This window comes from Luteibacter aegosomatissinici, from assembly GCF_023078495.1.
In the GTDB taxonomy this organism is placed as follows: Bacteria; Pseudomonadota; Gammaproteobacteria; order Xanthomonadales; family Rhodanobacteraceae; genus Luteibacter; species Luteibacter aegosomatissinici.
Genome location: NZ_CP095742.1, coordinates 4,524,289 through 4,547,659, shown reverse-complemented (window position 1 = coordinate 4,547,659; position 23,371 = coordinate 4,524,289). Strand labels below are relative to the sequence as shown.

General features: G+C 64.8%; 15 protein-coding genes. 9 read left to right on the top strand and 6 right to left on the bottom strand.

Annotated features, from left to right (window positions below):
- Positions 1-108: 108 nt before the first annotated feature.
- Together L2Y97_RS20470 and L2Y97_RS20465 are read left to right on the top strand one after the other, a co-directional pair.
- On the top strand, positions 109-3,231 hold the full coding sequence (locus L2Y97_RS20470) for an efflux RND transporter permease subunit (protein WP_247430355.1): 3,123 nt from the start codon (positions 109-111) through the stop codon (positions 3,229-3,231).
- A gap of 138 nt (positions 3,232-3,369) precedes the next feature.
- Positions 3,370-5,601, top strand: a complete 2,232-nt coding sequence (locus L2Y97_RS20465; protein WP_247430352.1) for an NADP-dependent isocitrate dehydrogenase — start codon at positions 3,370-3,372, stop codon at positions 5,599-5,601.
- Between the two features lie 87 nt (positions 5,602-5,688).
- Here the strand turns inward: L2Y97_RS20465 and L2Y97_RS20460 are convergent, their stop codons facing one another.
- Entirely contained in the window at positions 5,689-6,639 is a 951-nt protein-coding gene (locus tag L2Y97_RS20460; RefSeq protein WP_247430350.1) for an aldo/keto reductase, read from the bottom strand.
- 76 nt (positions 6,640-6,715) lie between these two features.
- On the bottom strand, positions 6,716-6,925 hold the full coding sequence (locus tag L2Y97_RS20455) for a hypothetical protein (RefSeq protein ID WP_247430347.1): 210 nt from the start codon (positions 6,923-6,925) through the stop codon (positions 6,716-6,718).
- A gap of 122 nt (positions 6,926-7,047) precedes the next feature.
- Between L2Y97_RS20455 and L2Y97_RS20450 the strand changes: the two genes are divergently transcribed.
- From L2Y97_RS20450 to L2Y97_RS20420, 7 genes are all read left to right on the top strand, one after another.
- Positions 7,048-7,956, top strand: coding sequence for a LysR substrate-binding domain-containing protein (locus L2Y97_RS20450; RefSeq protein ID WP_247430344.1), 909 nt, complete (start codon positions 7,048-7,050; stop codon positions 7,954-7,956).
- 255 nt (positions 7,957-8,211) lie between these two features.
- Positions 8,212-8,388, top strand: a complete 177-nt coding sequence (locus L2Y97_RS20445; protein ID WP_247430341.1) for a hypothetical protein — start codon at positions 8,212-8,214, stop codon at positions 8,386-8,388.
- Between the two features lie 159 nt (positions 8,389-8,547).
- Positions 8,548-11,172 carry a magnesium-translocating P-type ATPase gene (gene mgtA, locus L2Y97_RS20440; protein WP_247430339.1) on the top strand — a complete coding sequence of 875 codons (2,625 nt, stop codon included), beginning with the start codon at positions 8,548-8,550 and terminating at the stop codon, positions 11,170-11,172.
- Positions 11,173-11,347: 175 nt separating this feature from the next.
- Positions 11,348-11,827: a hypothetical protein gene (locus L2Y97_RS20435; protein ID WP_247430336.1), complete on the top strand. Its 480-nt coding sequence runs from the start codon at positions 11,348-11,350 to the stop codon at positions 11,825-11,827.
- Between the two features lie 154 nt (positions 11,828-11,981).
- Complete coding sequence (locus L2Y97_RS20430) at positions 11,982-12,449, top strand: nuclear transport factor 2 family protein (protein WP_247430333.1); 468 nt, start codon at positions 11,982-11,984, stop codon at positions 12,447-12,449.
- An 18-nt stretch (positions 12,450-12,467) separates the two neighbouring features.
- Positions 12,468-13,523, top strand: a complete 1,056-nt coding sequence (locus tag L2Y97_RS20425; RefSeq protein ID WP_247430330.1) for a sensor histidine kinase — start codon at positions 12,468-12,470, stop codon at positions 13,521-13,523.
- Positions 13,520-14,230, top strand: coding sequence for a LytR/AlgR family response regulator transcription factor (locus L2Y97_RS20420; protein WP_247430328.1), 711 nt, complete (start codon positions 13,520-13,522; stop codon positions 14,228-14,230). The genes L2Y97_RS20425 and L2Y97_RS20420 overlap by 4 nt, the downstream gene beginning before the upstream one ends.
- On the opposite strand, the gene L2Y97_RS20415 is transcribed toward L2Y97_RS20420, so the two are convergent.
- Genes L2Y97_RS20415 through L2Y97_RS20400 form a run of 4 tightly spaced genes read right to left on the bottom strand, consistent with a single transcriptional unit; the run spans position 14,202 to position 23,219 of the window.
- The gene (locus L2Y97_RS20415) at positions 14,202-15,641 is read right to left on the bottom strand and encodes an efflux transporter outer membrane subunit (protein WP_247430325.1); all 1,440 of its coding nucleotides are present in this window, start codon (positions 15,639-15,641) and stop codon (positions 14,202-14,204) included. The genes L2Y97_RS20420 and L2Y97_RS20415 overlap by 29 nt on opposite strands.
- Positions 15,638-18,901: an efflux RND transporter permease subunit gene (locus tag L2Y97_RS20410; RefSeq protein ID WP_247430322.1), complete on the bottom strand. Its 3,264-nt coding sequence runs from the start codon at positions 18,899-18,901 to the stop codon at positions 15,638-15,640. Before L2Y97_RS20410 ends, L2Y97_RS20415 begins: the two co-directional genes overlap by 4 nt.
- Positions 18,898-22,008: an efflux RND transporter permease subunit gene (locus L2Y97_RS20405; RefSeq protein WP_247430319.1), complete on the bottom strand. Its 3,111-nt coding sequence runs from the start codon at positions 22,006-22,008 to the stop codon at positions 18,898-18,900. Before L2Y97_RS20405 ends, L2Y97_RS20410 begins: the two co-directional genes overlap by 4 nt.
- Positions 22,005-23,219: an MdtA/MuxA family multidrug efflux RND transporter periplasmic adaptor subunit gene (locus tag L2Y97_RS20400; protein ID WP_247430317.1), complete on the bottom strand. Its 1,215-nt coding sequence runs from the start codon at positions 23,217-23,219 to the stop codon at positions 22,005-22,007. Before L2Y97_RS20400 ends, L2Y97_RS20405 begins: the two co-directional genes overlap by 4 nt.
- Positions 23,220-23,371 lie beyond the last annotated feature (152 nt).

Genomic DNA, 23,371 nt, shown 5'->3' with positions numbered 1-23,371 from the left:
ACTCTCTTTTCGCCGGACGGATCACTGCCCGGCGAAACCTTTTTCCGGGTCACGCGTTAGGAACGGATTTCCCCGCGCCATTCCCTGTCTGCTAAAGCGTCCCGCTCGATGAATATTTCCGGCCCGTTCATCCGCCGCCCCATCGGCACATCGCTACTCGCGATCGGTGTGTTCGTATGCGGCATGATCTGCTATTCGCTGCTGGGCGTGGCCGCGCTGCCCAACATCCAGTTCCCGGCCATCTTCGTGCAGGCCCAGCAGAGTGGTGCGGATGCCAGCACCATGGCATCGACGGTGGCGGCGCCGCTGGAGCGGCACCTCGGCCAGGTGCCTGGTGTGGAGAGTATGCGTTCGAACAGTTCGGAGGGTAGCGCCTTCGTCCTGCTCTTCTTCCAGAACGGCACCAATATCGATGCTGCCGCACGCGACGTGCAGTCCGCGATCAATGCCGCGCAGCCCGACCTGCCCACCGGCCTGCTCAACGCGCCGTCGTACCAGAAAGCCAACCCCAACGATGATCCGGTGGTGGTGCTCGCGCTCACGTCAGACACGGTCGCGCCGACCGATCTGTACAACGTCGCCGATTCCATCCTCGCCCAGCGTCTGCGCCAGCAGGAGGGCATTGCGTCGGTCGATATCGCCGGCAGCGCGACGCCTGCTATCCGCGTGGATGTGAACCTGCGCGCGCTGAATGCGATGGGCCTTTCGCCCGACCAGCTGCGTAACGCGCTGACCGCCGCCAACGTGACATCGCCGCAGGGCTTCCTGTCCGATGGCAAGACGACCATGGCGGTCATCGCCAACGATTCGCTGCACCATGCCGACGAGTTCGCCAAGCTGGTGATCGGCGTGAATAACTCCGTGCCCATCCACCTGTCGGACGTGGCCAAGGTGTACGACGGCCAGCAGGATGCCTACCAGGCGGCGTGGTTCAACGGTAAGCCCGGCATCCTGATGTACGTGTACCGCAAGCCGGATGCGAACGTCATCGAAACCGTCGACCGCATCAAGGGCATGATGCCCACGATGCAGGCATGGTTGCCGAATGGCGTGCGCCTGCATTCCTTCTTCGATGGCACGCCGACCATTCGCGCCTCGCTGCACGAGGTGCAGGCCACGCTGATGATCAGCCTATGCATGGTGATCATGACCATGGCGCTGTTCCTGCGGCGCCTGGCGCCTACCGTGATCGCGGGCCTGGCCGTTCCCTTGTCGCTCGCGGGCGGTTTCATCGTCATGTATGCGTTCGGCTACACGCTGAACAACCTGACGCTCTTGGCACTGGTGATCGCCATTGGCTTCGTGGTTGACGATGCCATCGTGGTGATCGAGAACGTCATCCGCCACATGGATGAAGGCATTCCGCGTTTCGAGGCGGCGCTGCTCGGCGCCCGCGAGATTGGTTTCACCATCGTCTCGATTACCGGTTCGCTGATCGCCGTGTTCATTCCTTTGCTGCTGGCGCCCGGCATCATCGGTATGTTCTTCAAGGAATTCACGGTCACGCTGATCGCCGCCATCGTGGTGTCGATGCTGGTGTCGCTCACCCTGACCCCATCGTTGTGCGCGCATTTCCTCACCGCGCACGCGTCGGATGAGCCGGAATCGCGGCTTGGCCGCTGGCTGGAGAGCGCGCAGGATCGCCTGTTGGCGTTCTACCGGGTATGCCTGGACTGGACACTGCGCCACGCCCTGCTGATGGCGTTGACGCCGCTGGCCCTGATCGCCGCGACCATCATGCTGTTCGGCATGGTGAAGGGTGGGTTCTTCCCGCCGCAGGACACCGGCCTGCTGGCCGCCCGCGCCACATCCAGTTCCACTGTGTCGTTTGGCGAGATGAAGGTGCGCCAGGCACGTCTTACCGACATGCTTCTGGAAGATCCCGACGTGAAGTCGGTGGGCTCGCGCCTGGGTACCAGCCGCACGGGTTCCACCGGTAACTTCAATATCGAACTGAAGACGGTGGCAGAGGGCCGCAAGGACACCACGTTCGATGTGGTGGACCGGCTCTCGGCCAAGGCCAACAAATATCCGGATCTCAACCTGCGCCTTCGCCCCATCCAGGACCTTCCCACCGGTGGCGGTGGCGGCACCTCCCAGGGCGGCCAGTACTCGGTCTCGCTGAAGGGAAACGACCTCGCTGAATTGCAGGAGTGGTTGCCCAAGCTGGTGGATGCGCTGAAGAAGAACCCGATCCTGAAGGATGTCGGCAGCGATATCGATGCGCAGGGCTTGCGCCAGAACATGGTGATCGATCGCGATACCGCGGCGCGCCTTGGGGTTTCCATCGGCAATATCGATGGCGCGTTGTACAACGCCTTCGGTCAGCGTGCCGTCTCCACTATCTATTCGGACATCAACCAGTACCGCGTCATCGTCAACGCACTTCCCACGCTGGCGGCGACGCCCGAAGCGCTGAACCAGATTTACGTGCGCTCGGATAACGGCGCCATGGTGCCTATTTCCGCGGTGACCAAGCAGGTGCCGGGCCTGGCACCCAGCCAGATCGTGCACGAGGACCAGTACACGAGCATGGGCGTCAGCTTCAACCTGGCGCCGGGCGCGAGCATGGGCGAGGCCATGGTGGTGATCCAGAAGACGATCGACGGCATGCGCATGCCAGGCGATATCCGCCTGGATGCCGGCAGCGACTTCCGCCGCTTCCAGCAGTCACAGAGCGACATGCCCCTGCTCATCCTGGCGGCGATCATCGTGGTGTACCTGCTGATGGGTATGCTGTACGAAAGCCTGATCCACCCGGTGACGATCCTCTCCACGCTTCCCGCGGCCGGTGTTGGCGCGCTGGCCGCGCTCGTCATCACCGACACCGAACTGTCGGTGGTGGCGATGATCGCCCTCGTGCTGCTGATCGGTATCGTGAAGAAGAACGCGATCATGATGATCGACTTCGCCCTGGTGGCGCAGCGCGACCACGCCTCGAACCCGAAGGACGCCATCCGCGAGGCCTGCCTGGTCCGCTTCCGCCCGATCATGATGACCACCATGGTGGCGATCCTGGCCGCGCTGCCCCTGGCCATTGGCCTGGGCGAGGGCTCGGAACTGCGCCGCCCCCTGGGTATCGCCATGATCGGCGGCCTGCTTATTTCGCAGAGCCTCACCCTGCTTTCCACGCCGGCGCTGTACGTGATCTTTGCGTGCCTCTCGGACCGCTGGAAGGCACGCAAGGCCCGCCGCAAGGAGCGCAAGGCCCTGCGTGCCGCGCAGGCCTGAGGGTACTTGCCGGCACCGATGTTGCACCAGCAGCAAAGGTGTCATGCGCCGGGATCGCTTTGCCCGGCGCCCCCATCCGGGCCACAATGGTGAGGTTTCCCGCTCGTCCGGGTCCCCTCAGGCAAAAGGCTCGTTTCCATGTCCCAGTCGCCCAAGATCATCTACACCCTCACCGACGAAGCGCCGTTCCTGGCCACGGCGTCGTTCCTGCCGATCATCGAAGCGTTCGCCGGTACGGCGGGCGTGGCGGTGGAAACCCGTGATATCTCCCTGGCCGGCCGCATCCTGGCCCAGTTCCCCGACCGTCTTTCCGACGCGCAGCGCGTGGGCGATCACCTGACCGAACTGGGCAACCTGGCGACCACCCCGGAAGCCAACATCATCAAGCTGCCAAACATCAGCGCCTCCGTGCCGCAGATGAAGGCCGCCATCAAGGAACTGCAGGCGCAGGGCTACGACCTGCCGGACTACGTGGACGCGCCGTCCACCGATGCCGAGAAGGACATAAACGCCCGTTATGGCAAGGCCATGGGCAGCGCCGTGAACCCCGTGCTGCGCGAAGGCAACTCCGATCGCCGCGCACCGCTCTCGGTGAAGAACTACGCCCGCAAGCATCCGCACCGCATGGGCAAGTGGTCGTCCGATTCGAAGTCGCATGTTGCCCACATGGATGGCGGCGATTTCTACGGTAGCGAGAAGTCGGCCACGATCGGTAGCGCCGGTAGCCTGCGCATCGAGTTCGTCGGCAAGGATGGCGCGACGAAAGTGCTCAAGGAGAAGGTCGCGGTCAAGGCTGGCGAGATCGTCGATGCCGCGGTCATGAGCAAGAACAAACTGGCCGCCTTTATCACCGCGCAGATTGAAGACGCGAAGGCGAAGGGTGTGCTGTTCTCGCTGCACCTGAAGGCCACCATGATGAAGGTCTCCGACCCGATCATGTTCGGTATCGCCGTGCGTGAGTTCTACAAGGATGTGCTGGCCAGGCACGCCGATGCGCTGAAGCAGGTCGGTTTCGATGCGAACAACGGCATCGGCGACCTCTATGCGCGCCTCGACAAGCTCGACGCCGCGACGCGCGCGGCGATCGAAGCCGACCTCAAGGCGGAGTACACAAACCGCCCGGCGCTCGCCATGGTGAATTCCGACAAGGGCATCACCAACCTGCATGTGCCCAGCGACGTCATTATCGATGCCTCCATGCCGGCCATGATCCGCGATAGCGGCGGCATGTGGAATGCGGAAGGCAAGTTGCAGGATGCCAAGGCCGTGATCCCCGATCGCAGCTACGCGGGTGTCTACGCCGTGGTCATCGAGGATTGCATCGCCAACGGCGCGTTCGATCCGGCCACCATGGGCAGCGTGCCCAACGTGGGCCTCATGGCGCAGAAGGCCGAGGAATACGGCTCGCACGACAAAACCTTCCAGATCCCGGCCGATGGCACGGTCCGCGTCGTGGCCGATGACGGTAGCGTGGTGTTCGAGCACGCGGTGGAGCAGGGCGATATCTGGCGCATGTGCCAGACCAAGGATGCGCCGATCCAGGATTGGGTGAAGCTGGCCGTGCAGCGTGCGCGCCTGTCGAATACGCCGGCCGTGTTCTGGCTGGACAAGAACCGCGCCCACGACGCGCAGGTGATCGCCAAGGTCGAGCGTTACCTCAAGGATCACGATACCTCGGGCCTCGACCTGCGCATCCTCGCGCCGGAGGAAGCCACGAAGTTCTCCCTGGAGCGCATCCGAAAGGGCCAGGACACCATCTCGGTGACCGGCAACGTGCTGCGCGATTACCTCACCGACCTGTTCCCGATCATGGAGCTGGGCACCTCGGCCAAGATGCTTTCCATCGTGCCGCTCATGGCCGGCGGCGGCCTGTTCGAGACCGGCGCCGGTGGTTCGGCGCCGAAGCACGTGCAGCAGTTCGTGGAAGAGGATTACCTGCGCTGGGATTCTCTGGGCGAGTTCCTTGCCCTGGCCGCCTCCCTCGAGCACCTGGCCGAGCGCTACGACAACAGGCACGCCCGCGTTCTGGCGAAGACGCTGGACCAGGCCAACGGCCGCTTCCTCGACAGCAACAAGTCGCCGGCGCGCAAGGTGGGTGAGATCGACAACCGCGGCAGCCATTTCTACCTGGCCATGTACTGGGCGGAAGCCCTGGCAGCGCAGGATGACGATGCCGACCTGAAGGCGAAGTTCGCCCCGGTCGCCAGGGCGCTGACCGAAAACGAAGGCAAGATCGTCGGTGAGCTCAACGGCGCCCAGGGCAAGCCGGTCGAGATCAAGGGCTACTACCACCCGGACATGGCGCTGGTCAGTGCGGCGATGCGTCCGAGCGCGACGTTTAACGGTGTGATTGACGGGTTGCGTCGCTAACGCCTGTAACACCCATCGCGCGCAAGTGCGCTCCTACAGTTCTGCGATGCACGTGTAGGAGCGTGCTTGCACGCGATTAGGGTTGCCTTAGTTCGATTCGCTCGCCACGGTTAGCTTTTGCAACTCCTCGCGAGTGAGCTCCAGCGATGCCGAGCGCGCAAGGTCTTCAAGCTGCTCTACCGTCGTGGCGCTCGCGATCGCCGCAGTGATCGACGGTTGTGCCATTACCCAGGCAAGCGAAACCTGCGCCGGTGTCGAGCCGTGCGCTTCGGCGACCTGATCGAGGGCGGCAAGCACACGCATGCCGCGGTCGTTAAGGTAGTTCTTTACCTTTGCGGCGCGGGCGGTGCTTTTGGAGAGGTCAGCGTCGCTGCGGTACTTGCCGCTGAGGAACCCGCTGGCCAGTGAGTAATAGCTGATCACGCCAACGTCTTCCTGAACGCACAACGGCTGCAAGGTGTCCTCGAAGCCTTTGCGGTCCATGAGGTTGTATTCGGGCTGCAGCGACTCGTAACGTGCCAGGCCCTTGGCCTTACTGGTGGCGAGTGCGTCGGCGAGACGCGGCGCCTCGTAGTTGGAGGCACCGATGACACGGACCTTGCCCGCCGTTACCAGGTCGTCGAAAGCGCGCAGCGTCTCTTCGAGCGGCACCTTCGGATCATCCTCATGTGCCTGGTAAAGATCGATGGTGTCGGTCTGCAGGCGGCGCAACGAATCTTCCACGGCCTCGCGGATATTGGTCGGCGACAGCCCCGGGTAGCGCTTCCATTTGGCGACCTTCGTGGCGATCAACACGCGGTCGCGCTTGCCGCTTTGTTTCAGCCAGCGGCCGATGATGGCTTCCGATTCGCCGCCCTCATTGCCTTCTACCCAGGCGGAGTACGCATCGGCGGTATCGACCAGGTTGAAGCCGTGGTCGACGAACGCATCGAGCAGTTCGAATGAACGCGCCTCGTCGGCACTCCATCCGAAGACGTTGCCGCCGAAGGCGAGGGGCGCGACCTTGAGGGGAGAGCGGCCGAGGGGACGAAGCTGCATGCGGATGCCTCCATGGGGCGAAAACCCCATGATGGCCCACGCAAGGTTGGAAGCACGTCAACCGCGACGCTGTGTCTCAGCAGCAGGCGCTGGATATTGCCGCGCCGGTTGCCGGCTTCGCGCGGGCAGGGCGGTTGCGGGATGTGGGCGCGGGCGCCGTCTCGGAGGTGACCGGTTGCCCCTTGCCGGTGTCTGCCTTGCGCTCGGGCGCTCCCAGCGCAAGCACCAGTTCCTTATCGACGATATGGCCATGCATAAAGGCGAGGCCGGTGAAGATCGAAGCCATGACACCCTCCTGGTCGGTTGGCAGGCCGCAGTTTGCTGCGACTTGTGGTGGACTAAAGGTTGGCCTTTTCGCGGGGCTTGAAAAAGCGATATGTTTGCAACCTGGACTTGAGGGAAATTCACGTGTCCCGTCTGCCGCTCGGTCTGCTCCAGGGGTTCGTGCTCGTCGCCAGGACGGGCAAGCTCGCGCGCGCCGCGGAGCAACTGAACCTTACGGTCAGTGCCCTCAGCCACCAGATCCGCAACCTGGAGGAGCGCCTGGGCCGCTCCCTGTTCGATCGCGGCCCGCGCGGTGTCACGCTGACCGCCGACGGAGCCAATCTCCTTGAGGCGATCGGCCACCATTTCGAAGGGATCGAGCATGCGCTGGGGCGTTTCCAGGGGCGGCACCAGGATTCGGTGACGCTGAGCGTCCTGCCATCGGTCGCCTCGAGCTGGCTGGTGCCACGTTTGCCGCGCCTGGTATCGGCCCACCCCGAACTGGAGCTCAGCCTGCATTCGTCCGTGGGTGTGGTGGATTTCGATCGTGAGCTGACCATCGACTGCGCCTTCCGCTATGGCCTGGGCTCATGGCCCCGCACCAGGGCCGAGCGCCTGTTCGGCGAATTCATCGTTCCCATCGCCAGTCCCTCGCTGGTCCGCAAGATGGGCGGCCTGCCAGACACCTCGCTGAAGGGCTGGCCGCTGCTGGGCGACCCATCAGGACGATGGAACGATTGGGCGGAACAATTCGGCATGCCGCTGCCTTCGCGCTACGTGGCCCGCTTCGACAACACCGAGCACCTGCAGCGTGCGGTGCTCGAGGGACTGGGGGTCGCCCTGGGCCGCCTGGTCATGGCCCGATCGCTGATCGAGTGCGGCGCGCTGACCGTCCTGTGCAAGGAGCGCATGCGCGTGGCCGAGGCGTATTACCTCGTGTACCCCAAGCGTTCCGAGCCCCACGCGGGCTTCAGCCGGCTGCGTGAATGGCTGCTGGCCGAGGCTGCCGAATACGAAGCGGGAATCGCCGAAAACCGCTCGCTTCCCGCTTGACCCTGCTGCGCTGCGGCGCGACAATTGTCCGGCTTCCCGGGCTGCTTGTGCCGGGCGGCACCCTCCTTCGCTTATCCAGGCATATGGACGTTCACCCTAGTACACGCGCCGGCTCCCGCTCGCTTCGGGTCCCGGCGTTTGAAAACCACATCGCCCGCGGCGACCGCACCCGGTCGGCCGGCGCTTTCTCCTACTAGGGAAAGTCCGGCTCTCCTCGTCGGTAGCCGTTGGCTACCGTTATTCGAGGATTGAGCCATGAACCTTCAGCTCGACAAGACCAGCCCGCGCATGTTCGGGCGCCGTCTCGCCTTCGCTCTTGCCCGTCGCCGCGCCATCGCCCAGCCGGTGAAGCGCACGATCACGGTCCCGCGTTCGCTCGATACGGCCGAAAGCTCGTTGAAACCGGTTGACGGCAAACTGCCGCAGCCATGAAAAGCGACATAGACACTACGACGCCGCGTACGCGGTCTGTCATCACGATCAACGAGAATTCCGTACGTCGGCTCCGGGCCGGCGCGCCTGCTTTCGGCTAACCGCGGCCGCAAGCCGCTCGCGCCCACCGGGTTCCATGTACCGGACAGGTAGCGAGCCATGAAGATCCACACCTCGCAGGCGGCCGTCGCCGCCAAAACCTTCACCAACGCGACCGCGGACGCCTTCCGTCCGGCGGATGAGCTGCTGCGCGCGCTGGATTCCCGCATCGATGGCCTTGATGAAGAGGCCATCGCCGAGCGCCTCGATCGCGATGGCGTCAATGAGGTAGGCCACGAGAAGCCGCCGCACTGGTCGATCCAGCTGCTGCACGCGTTCAAGAACCCCTTCATCATCGTGCTGCTGGTGCTGGCCGTGGTGCAGCTGGTGACCGAGCCGGATGACCTGACCGGCCCCATCATCATCGCGGTGATGGTGGGCATCAGCGTCATCCTTTCCTTCACCCAGGAATACCGCTCCTCGCAGGCAGCCGAGAAGCTGAAGGCGATGGTGCGCAACACCGCCTCGGTGACCCGCCGTGCGGAAGATGGGCACGCCGAGCGGATTGAAGTGCCGGTGGAAGAACTCGTCGTCGGCGATATCGTCCATCTCGGCGCCGGTGACATGATCCCGGCCGATCTGCGCCTGATCGCGGCGAAGGATCTGTTCATCAGCCAGGCCATCCTCACCGGGGAATCCATTCCGGTGGAGAAGGCCGCGCCCAACGCGGCGGTGGCGGGTGACTCGGGTGGCCCGCTCGATCTGCCCACCGTGTGCTACATGGGCACCAACGTCGTCTCCGGCACCGCCACCGCCGTGGTGCTGGCTACCGGCGCGCGCACCTACCTCGGCTCACTGGCGCGCACCCTTTCGGGTGAGCGCGTGCAGACCAGCTTCGACAAGGGCATCTCGTCGGTGAGCTGGCTGCTGATCCGCTTCATGGCGGTGATGGTGCCGATCGTCTTCTTCATCAACGGCTTCGATAAGCACGACTGGCTGGACGCCTTCATGTTCGGCCTGTCCGTCGCGGTGGGCCTCACCCCCGAGATGCTGCCGCTGATCGTCACCGCCAACCTCGGCAAGGGCGCCATCGCCATGTCGAAGCGCAAGGTGGTGGTGAAGCGGCTGAACGCGATCCAGAACTTCGGCGCCATGGACGTGCTGTGCACCGACAAGACCGGCACGCTCACGCTGGACAAGATCGTGCTCGAGCGCCACGTCGATCTTGACGGGGATGACTCCGACGAGGCGCTGGAGTGGGGCTACCTCAACAGCCGCTTCCAGACCGGCCTGCGCAACCTCATGGACAAGGCGGTGCTGTCGCACCGCGACCTGGAAACCATCGCGCACCGCTTTCGCATCGTTGACGAGATCCCGTTCGATTTCCAGCGCCGCCGCATGTCGGTGGTGGTGACCGATGGCGAGTATGAGCAGCTCGTGATCTGCAAGGGCGCCGTCGAGGAAATGCTGGCGATCTGCACAGAGGCACGCATCGGCGGCGACGTGGAGCCGATGACGGAAGAGAAGCGTGCGGAGATCCGCGCGATGACCCGCCGCCTCAATGAGGATGGCTTGCGCGTGCTCATCGTGGCCGTACGCCGCGATCCGATCGGCGATCGCGCGTACAGCGTGGCCGATGAATCGGGTCTCACCGCCGTGGGCTGCCTGGCCTTCCTCGATCCGCCAAAGGATTCGGCGGCCACCGCTATCCGCGCACTGAACCACCATGGCGTGGCGGTAAAGGTGATTACGGGCGACAACGAAGCGGTGACGAAGAAGATCTGCGCGGAGGTCGGCCTGGATGTGGCAGGCACCGCCCTGGGCCGCGACATCGAACAGCTCGATGATGAAGCGCTGGATGCGATGGTCGAGACCACCACCATCTTTGCCAAGATGTCCCCGGTACAGAAGGCGCGCGTGGTGAAGGCGTTGCAGCGCCGTGGCCACACCGTGGGCTTCCTCGGTGACGGCATCAACGATGCGCCCGCGCTGCGCGATGCCGACGTGGGTATCTCGGTGGACACCGCCACGGATATCGCGAAGGAATCGGCGGATATCATCCTGCTGGAAAAGAACCTGATGGTGCTGGAAGAGGGTGTGGTCGAAGGCCGCGTCACCTTTGGCAACATCATGAAGTACATCAAGATGACGGCCAGCTCGAACTTCGGCAACGTGTTCAGCGTGCTGGTGGCGAGTGCGTTCCTGCCGTTCCTGCCGATGCTGCCCCTGCAGATCCTGGTGCAGAACCTGCTGTACGACCTGTCCCAGCTTTCCATTCCGTTCGATCGCATGGATGAGGAATACCTGCGCGTGCCGCGCAAGTGGGATGCGGGTGATATCGGCCGATTCATGGCCTGGATCGGCCCGGTGAGCTCGGTGTTCGATATCACCACGTTCTGGCTGATGTGGCATGTGTTCGGGGCCAACGATGTGGCGCACCAGTCGCTGTTCCAGTCGGGCTGGTTCATCGAGGGCCTGCTCTCGCAGACCCTGGTGGTGCATATGATCCGCACGCGGCGCATCCCGTTCGTGCGCAGCATGGCGTCGGCCCCGGTGCTGGCGCTGACCGGCCTGATCATGGTGATCGGCATCTACATTCCGTTCTCGCCGCTGGGCGCCCGGATCGGGATGATGCCGCTGCCCGGTGCCTACTTCGGCTGGCTGGCGCTCACCCTGGTGAGCTACTGCGTGCTGACCCAGCTGGTGAAGACGCTGTACATCCGCCGCTACAAGCGCTGGCTGTAACCGCCACGGCGTCGGTGCCGCGACATGGCGCATGTCACGGCACCGATGCCGTGCATGTCGCGGCACCCCTACAAGGATGTGCGCCGGATCGCTACGCGAGGGCCTGCCTTCCACCGGCATACCCGAACCCGTGAACTCGCTGAAATGACAGCTCCTCAACCACGGAGCCATCACGATGCTTCGCACCACCCTCGCTGTCATGTTCCTCACTGCCTCGGCATCGGCCTTTGCCGCCGATGTTCCTCCTGAGCGTTTCGTCGATGCGACCGACTGGCCCACGTCCGAGGCCGGCATGGATCGCTTCTTCGAAGCGGAAGCCCGCCTCAATGCAGCCTTCGACAAGGTGTGCGGCGATACCTTCTGTGAAGGTGAATTCAGCAATCTACGCCCCATGCAGCTGCGCTGCTCGGTCGATACCGGCAAGAACGCCTTCAAGCAGTGCCTGTGGACGTTCGCCGGAAGCCGCGCCAAGGTGAATGCCAAGACCGGTGCCGTGCAGGTCACCGCCAAGACCTTCAAGTGCAAGCTGCTGCTCGCCCGGGATACCTCCGTCGATGCGTTCTACGAGCTGGCCAAGGGGGAGGATCCGCTCCATGCGAAGCTGCCGATGACTAACGTCTCGATCTACGACGGCCTGCCGGGCTGCCTCAACTAATCGCGGCGCTACCCCGGTGCTACCGGGGAAGCTGCGATGGGTCCGGCCCGTTGGGAAACGCCCCGGCGCTCAGATCAAACGGCTCGCCGCCAGACCTCTGGCGGCGTTGCCTTGTGGGTGGTCTCCTCGTTCAACCCCACAGGAGCCCCGCCGCATGAAGACCGTACCACTCATGGTTGCCCTCGCCCTCATCGCCGGGCCCGCCGCTGCCGCCGACACGTCCAAGGCCGAGATCGAGAAAGTGGTAAGCACGTTCCAGGGCGCGCTCAAGGCGCACGACGGCAAGACGCTTGGCGGGCTCTTCGTCCCCGAGTCGTCGTGGATCGAGGCGCTCGGCCCCGAGGGGCTGAAGACGGTGCATGCAAAAAAGCCCGATGCGCCGCGTTACCACACGAGTACGCCGGGCAAGTTCGCCGACTTCGTGGGCAACAACACATCCTCTCTCGAGGAGCGCTTCCACGATGTACGGATCGAAACCGATGGTGCCGTAGGCATCGTGTACTTTGACTTTGAGTTCCTGCTCGATGGCAAGGTGCAGAATCGTGGCGCCGAGACCTGGCAGATGGTTCGCACCGACGATGGCTGGAAGATCGCGGCCATGCTTTACTCGTCGAACTTCTGAGGGGCGAGTGAGGTAGCCATGCGCGTAGATCGCAGCGTCACGCTGTCGCCGGCCATGGCGTGGGTCGCGGGCTTGCCCATACTGGGCTGCATGATGGTGATGAGCCTGCCTGCGCTGGCGGACGAGCGCGTGCTCGCGTTTCGCTTGTTCTACGCGCTGGCTTACCTGTTCTGGATCGTGCCGCTGGGCTGGCTGCAACGCTGGCTGTGGCGGCGGGGCGCCGGCTGGTGGGCGATGGCGGGCGTGCTCCTGCCGGTGACCTACGCCATGTCCGTCGGTAACGCGCTGCTGGCGCTGAACTTCATTGCCAGCGAGAAAATGCGGGCACAGGCCGGTGCGGCCTGGATCTTCGGTGGTCTTGACGGGTGCTGGCTTGCGCTTATCGCCTTCTGCGGCTTCCAGGCGATCGTGCTGCACCGGGCCGCGCTGGCCCTTGAAGGCGAACGACTTCACCAGGCCGCGCAGGCCGCGCGCGATGCCGAATTGCGTGCCCTGCGTTACCAGCTTCAGCCACACTTCCTGTTCAACACGCTCAACGCCATCTCGGCCCTGGTGCGCGACGAGCGTCCGCGTGACGCGACGCGGATGATCGCCCGGCTTGGTGACTTCCTGCGTACGACGCTGGAGGAGATTCCGGGCCACGAACACGCGGTGGCTGACGAGATCGCCCTGACGGCCGCGTATCTGGATATCGAGAAGGCGCGTCTCGGCGAACGCCTGCACATCGAGACCTATACCGCGCCGGGTACGCTCGAGGCACGCGTGCCCTACCTGCTGATGCAGCCGCTGGTCGAGAACGCGGTGCGTCATGGCATCGCACCGCGCACTGCACCTGGCACGATCGTCATCCGTGTCGAAGGCGATGGCGACGAGCTGCGGGTGACCGTGATCAACGATGTGGTCGAGGTCACGGAGGGTGCCGTGGGGGTTGGCCTGGCGAACGTGCGTGCCCGGCTTGAGGCGCTCTACCCCGGCAGCCATCGCGTCGTCGCCGGCCCCGAGAACGGCCGGTGGCGCGTACACATCAGGTTGCCGTGGGCTGTTGCCGGGTCCGGGATGGAGGCTGCCACGTGATCCGCGTCGCTGTGGTCGATGATGAGCCACTGGCGCGTAGTGGTGTGCTCGCCCGGCTGCGTGCCGAGCACGATGTGCATGTGGTCGATGAGTGCGCGGATGGGTATGGCCTTGCGGCATTGCGCCGCGACCGGGTCGATGTCGCCATCATCGACGTGCAGATGCCAGGGCTCAATGGACTCGATGGGCTGGCGGCCATTCCCCGCGCGGAACGACCGCTCGCCGTGTTGTTGACGGCGCACGACACGTTCGCCATACGTGCCTTCGAGCTCGAGGCCGTCGATTACCTGCTGAAGCCGATCGACGATGAGCGCTTCAGCGAGGCGCTGGACCGCGTTCGCCGTAAGCTGGGGAGCGATACCCGGCCCGCGCTTGCCGAACACTTCGCCATCCGGGTGGGCACGCGGCTTTCCTTCGTAGAGGTCGGTGCAGTCACCTGGATCGAGGCCGACGGTGACTATGCGGCGCTGCATGCCAACGGCCAGCGCCATCTCCTGCGCGAATCGCTCCAGGAACTGGCAAGGAAGCTGGATCCGGTCCGTTTCCAGCGGGTGCATCGCTCGGCCATCGTCCGCGTGGACCAGGTGGCCGAGATGCTACCCCGGCCCAACCGTGACGCCGTGCTGCGCCTGCGCGACGGCACCACGCTCAGGGCGAGCCGTACCTATATCGATGCGCTCATGGCTGCGCTGCACCGCGTGGCTTAGCGTCCGCCAGTGGAAGGTCGGCGTCCGACCAGCCACCGCCGAGTGCGCGAATGAGGCTGGCACTGGCCAGCAAGCGGTCGCGGCGAACCTGCAGCGAGGCCTGTGCGTTGGAAAGCGCGGTGGCCTGTGCCGTCACGACCGTTGTGTAATCCACGGTACCGGCCTGGTATTCGTTGCGGGCGACGGTTTCGGCCTGTCGCGCCAGGCGCAACGCGTCATCCTGGGCAACGGCCTGGTTGCCCAGGACCCGGATCGACGAAAGCTCGTCCTCCACGTCCTGGAATGCGGCGAGTACGGTCTGCCGGTAGTTGGCGACGCTCTGGTCATACGAGGCGCGGGCCGCCGCGACCTGGGCCGAACGCGCGCCACCGTCGATCAGCGTCTCGCTTGCCGATGCCGCCAGCGACCAGATCGCGTTGCTTGCGCTGAAGAGTTTGCCAAGGCCGGAATAGCCTGCTTCACCGGTCAGGCTCAGCGTGGGATACCACGCCGCCTGGGCGACGCCGATCAACGCGTTCTGTTGCTGCATGGTGCGTTCTGCTTCGGCGATATCGGGGCGGCGTTGCAACAGGGTGGACGGGACGATGCCGGGCACCTCCGGCAAGGTGATCGCCAGTGGGCGTACGGCGATCGAGACTTCCGACGGTGGCTTGCCGACCAGCAACGCGATGGCGTGCTCGTACTGCGCGCGCAGCTGCCCCGTGGCGATGGCCGAAGCGCGTGCCGTCGCAAGCTGGGTTTGCGCTGTGATCACATCCGCGCGCGATACGGTACCCGCCGTATATTGGTTCTGGGTGATCGTGAGGCTGCGCTCGTACGCCTTCGTGGTTTCATCGAGCAACTGTGCCAGGGAGTCCTGGTAACGCAGTTCCATGTAGTCGGTGACCAGTTCGGCCTGCGCCGAAAGGGTCAGGTCGGCGAGTTCCGCCGCGCTGGCCTGCGCGGCGGCCTTATCGCTTTCGACCTGCCGGCGTACCTTGCCCCAAAGGTCCGGTTCCCACGAGCCGCTGAGCTCCACCGAGCGCGACGAGCGCGTGGTCGCAGCACCGGTGGTGCTGCTGGATCGCTGCCGGGTCGCCGTCGGGGAGAGCGCCACGGTCGGTGAGTAGCCCGATCGCGCTTCGGCGACCACGGCCGTGGCTTGCCGGTACGCCGCCGCATAGGCCTTTAGGTTCTGGTTGTTGATGGCGACCTGCGCCATCAGGTCGTCCAGATCCTTGTCGCCGTATACGGTCCACCAGGCGCCACGGGCGGTGCCATCACCAGGCTGCGCCGCCTGCCATCCCTGGGGCGCCTCCTTGAAGGCGACCGGCGTGGGTGCGGAAGGGCGCACGTAATCAGGGCCGACGGCACACGCGGCGAGCGCGGCCGTGAGCGCGGTCACGGAGAGGGTGCGGATCATGGTGTTCATGCGGTGGTTTCCGGGAGGGCCGTGCCCGGGAATACCCGGTGCCAGAAGCCCCTGGAGCGGTGGCGGGCGCGGTCGATGTACAGGTAGATGACGGGGGTGGTGTAGAGGGTGAGCAACTGGCTCACCACGAGGCCACCGATGATCGAGATGCCCAGCGGCCGGCGCAGTTCCGAGCCCATGCCATGGTCGAGCACCAGCGGCAGGGCGCCGAGCAACGCGGCGCAGGTGGTCATGAGGATGGGCCGGAAGCGCAACAGGCAGGCCTTCTCGATCGCCTCCAGCGGCGCGAGGCCCTCGTTGCGCTCGGCATCCAGGGCGAAGTCCACCATCATGATCGCGTTCTTCTTCACGATACCGATCAGCAGGAACACGCCGATGAGGGCGATCACGCTGAACTCCGTGTTGGTCAGCAGCAGTGCAAGCACGGCGCCGACGCCGGCCGACGGCAGCGTGGAAAGGATCGTGAGCGGATGCACGTAGCTCTCGTACAACACACCAAGCACCGCATAGACCGCGAGCAGCGCCGCACCGATGAGCAACGGCATGGTGGCGATGATCGATTGCGAGCGCCCCGCCGTGCCGCTGAATGAGCCGTGGATGGCGACCGGCATGCGGATATCCTGCGTCGCCTGCTCGATCGCCGCGGTGGCATCTTCCAGGTTGGCGCCGGGTGCCAGGTTGAACGAGAGGGTGGCCGCCACGGCCTGGCCCTGGTGGTTCACCTGCACGGGCGTCTTGGCGTCGGTCAGCTTCGCAAAGGCCGTGAGCGGCACCATGGTGCTGGCGCCCGTGCTCACGGCGGCACCACTCGAGGTTCCACCGCTGGTCGAAATGCTGTTCGTCGCCGCGTTGGTGACCGATGCGCTGGTCGTGGTCGTACGCGCCGAGGAACTCACCGTGTTGGACGTCGCATTGGTCGAGGACGTGCCGTTGGCCTTTTCGCCCGAGCTGCTGATGTACACGCCACGCACGGACGACGGATCCTGCAGGTATTTCGGGGCCAGCTCCATGACCACGTGGTACTGGTTCTGCGCTTTGTAGATGGTGGATACCGTCCGCTCGCCGAAAGCGTCGTAAAGCGTGGCATCGATGATGTCGGGGGTAAGGCCAAGGCGCGCGATCGTCGGGCGGTCCAGTTCAAGCTTCGTTTCCAGGCCACCGGTCTGCTGGTCCGAGCTCACGTCCACCAGTAGCTTGTTCTTCTTCAGCGCATCAAGCAGCTTTTGCGACCACTCGCGCAGCAGCGTGCTGTCGTCGGACTGCAGCGTGTACTGGAACTGGGCGAAGCTCTGCCGGCCGCCGATGGAAAGGTCCTGCATCGGGAACATCATGAGTGTCGCCCCCGGGATCTTCGCCAGCTTGGGCCGCAGCCGCGCCATCACCTCGAACGCGGAGGCATTGCGCTCATCCAGCGGCTTGAGGGTCACGTTGACGTTGGCCGTGCTCGTGCCGCGCCCACCGGTGAAACCGAGTACGTTCTGCACGGCGGGGTCGGCCTGGACGATGGCCTGGGCCTGCATCAGCTTCTTGCGCATGGCCTGGAAGGACGTGCTTTCGTCCGCGCGGATGCCGCCCATCATCACGCCGGTATCCTGCTGCGGGAACAGGGTCTTCGGCACCACGATGAACATGGCCACGGACGCGGCGATCGTGAGGAAGAAGGTCATCAGGACAGGGAACGGATGTGCCAGGGCACGATGCAGCGTGCGCTGGTAAAGCACGAACACCTTGTCGATGCCGCCACCGACCCAGCGCGATACACGGCCCGGTTCGCGGTGGGGGCGATCGCGCAACATCAGGGAGCAGAGCATGGGTGTGGTAGTCAGCGCCAGCACCAGCGAGAGGCCGATCGCCAAGGTGAGAACCATGGCGAACTCGCGGAATAATCGCCCCACGATGTCGCCCAGGAGCACGATGGGCAGGAATACGGCGACCAGCGAAAGGCTCATCGACAGTACGGTGAAACCCACCTCGCTGGCGCCCTTCAGTGCCGCCTGCACCCGGGGGATGCCGGCCTCGCGATGGCGGGTGATGTTCTCCAGCACCACGATCGCATCATCCACCACGAAGCCGGTGGCGATGGTCAGTGCCATCAGGGAGAGGTTATCCAGCGTGTAACCGCACAGGCGCATGATGCCGAAGGTGCCCAGGATCGACACGGGTACGGCCACGGCGGGGATGATGGTGGAGCGCCAGTCGCGGAGGAACGCCAGCACCACCAGGACGACGAGTACCACCGCGACGACCAGGGTCAGTTCGGTGTGGGATAGTGACGCGCGAATGGTGCTGCTGCGGTCGCTGGAGATCGCCAGCTTCGTCCCCTGCGGCAGGGCGGCTTCGAGCTGCGGCAGCACCGCGCGGATATGGTCCACCGTATCGACGATGTTGCCGCCGGGCTGCTTGAAGATGAACAGCAGGATGCCGTGCTGGCCGTTGACGAGGCCTTCGTTGCGCAGGCTTTCGACGGAATCATCCACGTCCGCCACATCGGACAGGTGCACCGGCCGCCCATCGCGCCACGCAATCACCAGGTCACGGTAATCCTTTGCCTCGGTGGCCTGGTCGTTCGCGTAGAGCTGATAGCGGAGCGTGCCGTCATTCACCACGCCCTTCGCGCTATTGGCGTTGGCCGCGGAAAGTGCGGCGCGCACGTCCTCGAGGCCGAGCCCGTACTTGAATACCTTGCCCGGATTGAGCTCGACACGCACCGCCGGTAGCGAACCGCCGTTGAGGTCGACATTGCCCACGCCCTGCACCTGCAACAGGCGCTGCTGCAGGATGTTCGAGGCCTGGTCGTACAACTGCCCCGCCGTCAGGTTCTTCGACGTCATGGACAGGATCATGATCGGCGCATCGGCCGGGTTGAACTTGCGGTACGTGGGGTTGGAGCGCAGCGAAGCGGGCAGGTCGGCGCGTGCGCCGTTGATCGCCGCCTCCACGTCCCGCGCCGCGCCTTCGATATCGCGATCCAGCCCGAACTGCATGATGATGCTCGATGTGCCGGTGCTGCTGGTCGAGGTCATTTCGGTCACATCGGCGATCTGGCCCAGCCGGCGTTCCAGCGGCGCCGCCACCGTCGCCGCCATCGTCTCCGCACTCGCACCGGCCATCTGCGCCTGCACGCGGATCGTCGGGTAATCGACGTTCGGTAGGGGCGCCACCGGGAGGAAGCGAAACGCAATGGCGCCCGCGACCGCGATGGCCGCGGTCAGCAGCAACGTGCCGACCGGGCGCCGGATGAAGGGGGCACTGAGGTTCATGCGCCGCCCTCGGCCGGATCGAGCACGTAGCCGCGCTCACGCAGCTTGCGTGCGCCCAGGTCCAGCGCGAGGTACACGGCCGGCGTGGTGAACAGCGTGAGCAACTGGCTCACCAGCAAGCCGCCGATCATGGCGACGCCCAGCGGATGGCGAAGCTCGGAGCCGCTACCCGTTCCCAGCGCGAGCGGCACGGCGGAGATCAGCGCCGCCATGGTGGTCATCAGGATGGGGCGCAAGCGGAGCAGGGCCGCCTGGTGGATCGCGTCACGGGGTGCGAGGCCTTCGTCGCGCTCGGCGCTCAACGCGAAGTCGATCATCATGATCGCGTTTTTCTTCACGATGCCGATCAGCAGCACCAGGCCGATGATCCCGATGATGTCCAGATCGGAACCGGTCACCTCCATGGCGAGCAGGGCACCGATGCCGGCGGAAGGCAAGGTGGAGAGGATGGTGAGCGGGTGGATGAAGCTCTCGTAGAGCACGCCAAGCACCACGTACATCACCAGTACGGCGGCCAGTACCAGCCAAAGCTCGTTGGAGAGCGACGACTGGAACGCATCCAGTGCGCCCTGGAAGTTCAGGCCAAAGCTATCCGGCAGCGCAATGGCCTTCTGCGCCTCACGCACCGCATCCGCGGCGCTGCCCAGCGATGCGCCCGGTGCGAGATTGAACGACACGGTGGTGGCCGGGAACTGAGCGAGGTGGCCTACCTGTATCGGTTTGTGATCGACCACGACCTTGGCGATGGCCGACAAAGGCACCTGGCCACTGTCGGATGTCGACGACGGAAGGTAGATCGAATCCAGCGTCTTCAGGCCGCGGTTGCCCGCCGGGTCCATCTGCAGGATCACGCGCATCTGGCTCGACTGGGTGAATACCGTGCTGACGATGCGCTGGCCGAAGTTGTCGTACAGCGCGTTATCGATCGTCGCCAGTGTGATGCCAAAACGCGCGGCGCTGGCCCGGTCCACCTGCACGGTCGCGGCGAGGCCGTTGTCTTTCAGGTCGGCGGTGACATCGGTCAGCACATCGGACTTGCGCAGCTCGGCAAGGAGCTTCGGCGTCCATGCGGACAACTCGGACTGGGTCGGGTTGGAAAGAATGAACTGGTACTGCGTCGCGCTCACCTGGGTATCGACAGTGAGATCCTGAACGGGCTGCATGTACAGGGTGATGCCGGTGACATCACGGGTCTCTTCCTGCAAGCGGCGGATCACATCGTCGATAGGCGCGCTGCGCTCATCCTTGGGCTTCAGGTTGATCTGGAAGCGGCCGGAATTGAGCGTGGCGTTGGTGCCGTCCACGCCAATGAATGACGAGAGTCTCACCACGTCCGGGTCCTTCAGCACCGCCTCGGCCAGCGCCACCTGGCGCTTGCGCATGTCGGCGTAGGAAATGGACTGGTTCGCCTGGGTGATGCCCTGGATCACCCCCGTATCCTGGCTGGGGAAAAAGCCCTTGGGCACGACCAGGTACAGCATGGCGGTGATCAGCACCGAACCGATGGCCACGCCCAGCGTCACCCACATGTGGTCGAGCGCGATGGTGAGCGTGCGGTCGTAGGCGCCCACGATACGATCGAACCAACTCTTCTTGGCCGGCGCGTTGGCAACGGCCTGGGGTGCGGGGTGGTGGCGAAGCAGGCGTGCACAGAGCATCGGCACCAGGGTTAGCGAGACCACCGCGGAGATGACGATCGTGACGGCCAGCGTGACGGCGAACTCGAAGAACAACCGGCCGATCACATCGCTCATGAAGAACAGCGGGATCAGCACGGCCAGCAGCGATATGGTCAGCGAGATGATCGTGAAGCCGATCTCCCCCGAGCCCTTCAGCGCCGCCTCCATGGGCCGCATGCCCTGTTCGATGTAGCGGCTGATGTTCTCGATCACCACGATCGCGTCGTCGACGACGAAGCCGGTGGCGATGGTGAGCGCCATCAGCGACAGGTTATCCAGGCTGAAGCCCCACAGGTACATCGCGGCGAACGTGCCGACCAGCGACAACGGCACGGAAAGGCTGGGGATGATCGTGGCGCGTACGTTACGCAGGAACAGGAAGATCACCATGACGACCAGGCCGACGGCCAGCGCCAGTTCGAACTCCACATCCTCGACCGAGGCGCGGATCGTGTTGGTGCGATCGGTGAGCACGGCGACATGGACCGACGAAGGCAGGCTGGCTTCCCACTGCGGCAGCGAGGCCTTGATCGCATCGACGACCTTGATCACGTTGGCGCCGGATTGGCGCTGCACGTTGAGGATGATGGCTGGCGTGGTGTTCATCCACGCCCCGAGTTCCTCGTTCTCGGCGCCCTGTACCACGGTCGCCACGTCACGAAGATGCACCGGGCGGCCGTTCTTGTACGCGATCACGGTATCCAGGTAATCGTTCGGATCCTGGATCTGGTCGTTCGCATCGATGGTGTAGGCACGCGATGGGCCATCCACCGAACCCTTCGGCGTGTTGACGTTGATGTTATCCAGCGTGGTGCGCAGGTCGTCGATGTTCAGCCCGTATGCCGACATGGCGCGGATGTTCGCCTGCACGCGGATGGCGGGCTTGTTGCCGCCGCTTAGGGTGACGAGGCCCACGCCGGCCATCTGCGAGATCTTCTGGGCGATGCGCTGGTCGGTCAGCGTCTGCACCTGGGTCAGCGGCATGGTGGGCGAGGTGATCGCCAGGGTCATGATCGGCGCATCCGCCGGGTTCACCTTGGCATACACCGGCGGGGCGGGCAGGTCGGAGGGCAGCAGGTTGCTGGCCGCGTTGATCGCCGCCTGCACCTCCTGCTCGGCCAGGTCCAGCGACACGTCCATGTCGAATTGCAGCGTGACCACCGAGGCACCCGACGACGAGTTCGATGACATCTGCTTCAGGCCCGCCATCGTACCCAGCTGGGTTTCCAGCGGCGCGGTAACGGCCGAGGTCATCACATCCGGGCTGGCGCCCGGGTAAAACGTCTGCACCTGGATGGTGGCGTATTCCACCGACGGCAGGGCCGATAGCGGCAGGAAGCGGTAGGCGACGATGCCAACGACCAGCAAGGCTGCCATCAGCAGCGTCGTCGCCACCGGGCGGAGGATGAACAGGCGGGACGGATTCATGGGGCGGCCGTGGCGTTGGCCTTCTCATGGGCCTTGCCCCTGCCGGTGGCCTGCCCGCTGCCTGGCACCGTGACCTTGGCCCCATCGCTCAGGTGGTCGGCGCCGTCGACGACGACCGTGTCGCCCGCGGCGAGGCCCGCCGTCACGGCGACGTTCCCATTGGCCGAGGGGCCCAGCGTGACCTTGCGCAGCGCGACCGTGTGGTCGTCCTTCAACAGGTAGACGAAGGTGCCGGGCGAGCCGGTCTGTACCGCCGTGCTCGGGATCGTCACCACGTTCTGCAGCGTGCGGACGAGCAAGGTCGCGTTGACGAACTGGTTGGGGAACAGCGCCCCCTTGGGGTTGGCGAACATGGCGCGCAGCTTGACGGTGCCCGTCGATGTATCGACCTGGTTATCGATGGTGTCGAGCGTGCCGCTGGAAAGCTGGGTGGAAAACGTGCGGTCCCACGCGGTCACGGTACGGGCCTTCCCGTCATCGCTTGGCGCCAGCACCTGCGACAGGTCATCTTCCGGGAGCGTGAACACGACCGAGATGGGGTCGGTCTGCGTCACCACCGCCACACCGTCCGTATCGGATGAGGTCACATAGTTGCCCACATCCACCTGGCGCAGGCCTACCCGGCCATTGATCGGCGAGACAATGCGCGCATAGGTGAGATTGAGCTTTTCGCTGTCCACCTGCGCCTGGTCGGTACGTACCGTGCCTTCGTACTGGTGCACGGTCGCCAGCGCGGTATCGACGGTCTGCTTCGACGTCGAGTCCTGCGCCGCGAGCTGCTGGTAGCGCTTGTAGTCGAGTCGGGCGTTCTCGAGCAGGGCCTGGTCGCGCTGCAGCTGGCCCTGGTACTGCGCCAGCGCCACTTCATACGGCCGCGGATCGACCTGGGCCAGTACGTCGCCCTTCTTCACGACCTGGCCTTCCTTGAACGGGATATCCGTGAGATAGCCGTTGATCTGCGACTTCACGGTGGCCGTCGCGAGCGAGGTGACCGTGCCAAGCGAATTCAGCGTGACCGGGATATCCCCCACCGTGGCCTTGGCGACGCCCACGGAGGTGCTGGCCTGGCGCATGCCCCTGGGCTCCGCGGCACTACCGAGTACGCGCCACACGATGATCGCGGCGACGATCGCGACGACCAGTAACAGCCAGGGCCAAAGGCGGCGAGGGCGGCGGGCGGGGGCAGGCGGTAGTGCAGCAGGCGTGGGCATGGCGTGGCATCAGATCGGGGACGATGCCGGCAAGGTGCGCCCCATGCGCTTGTGCGTCAATGTAACTTGTTGATATTGATGCTAAAAGACACACTGTGTCAGTTTCGACATGAAGCCGGTTAACAGTAGTCTCGCGGGTGCTGTTATCGCAG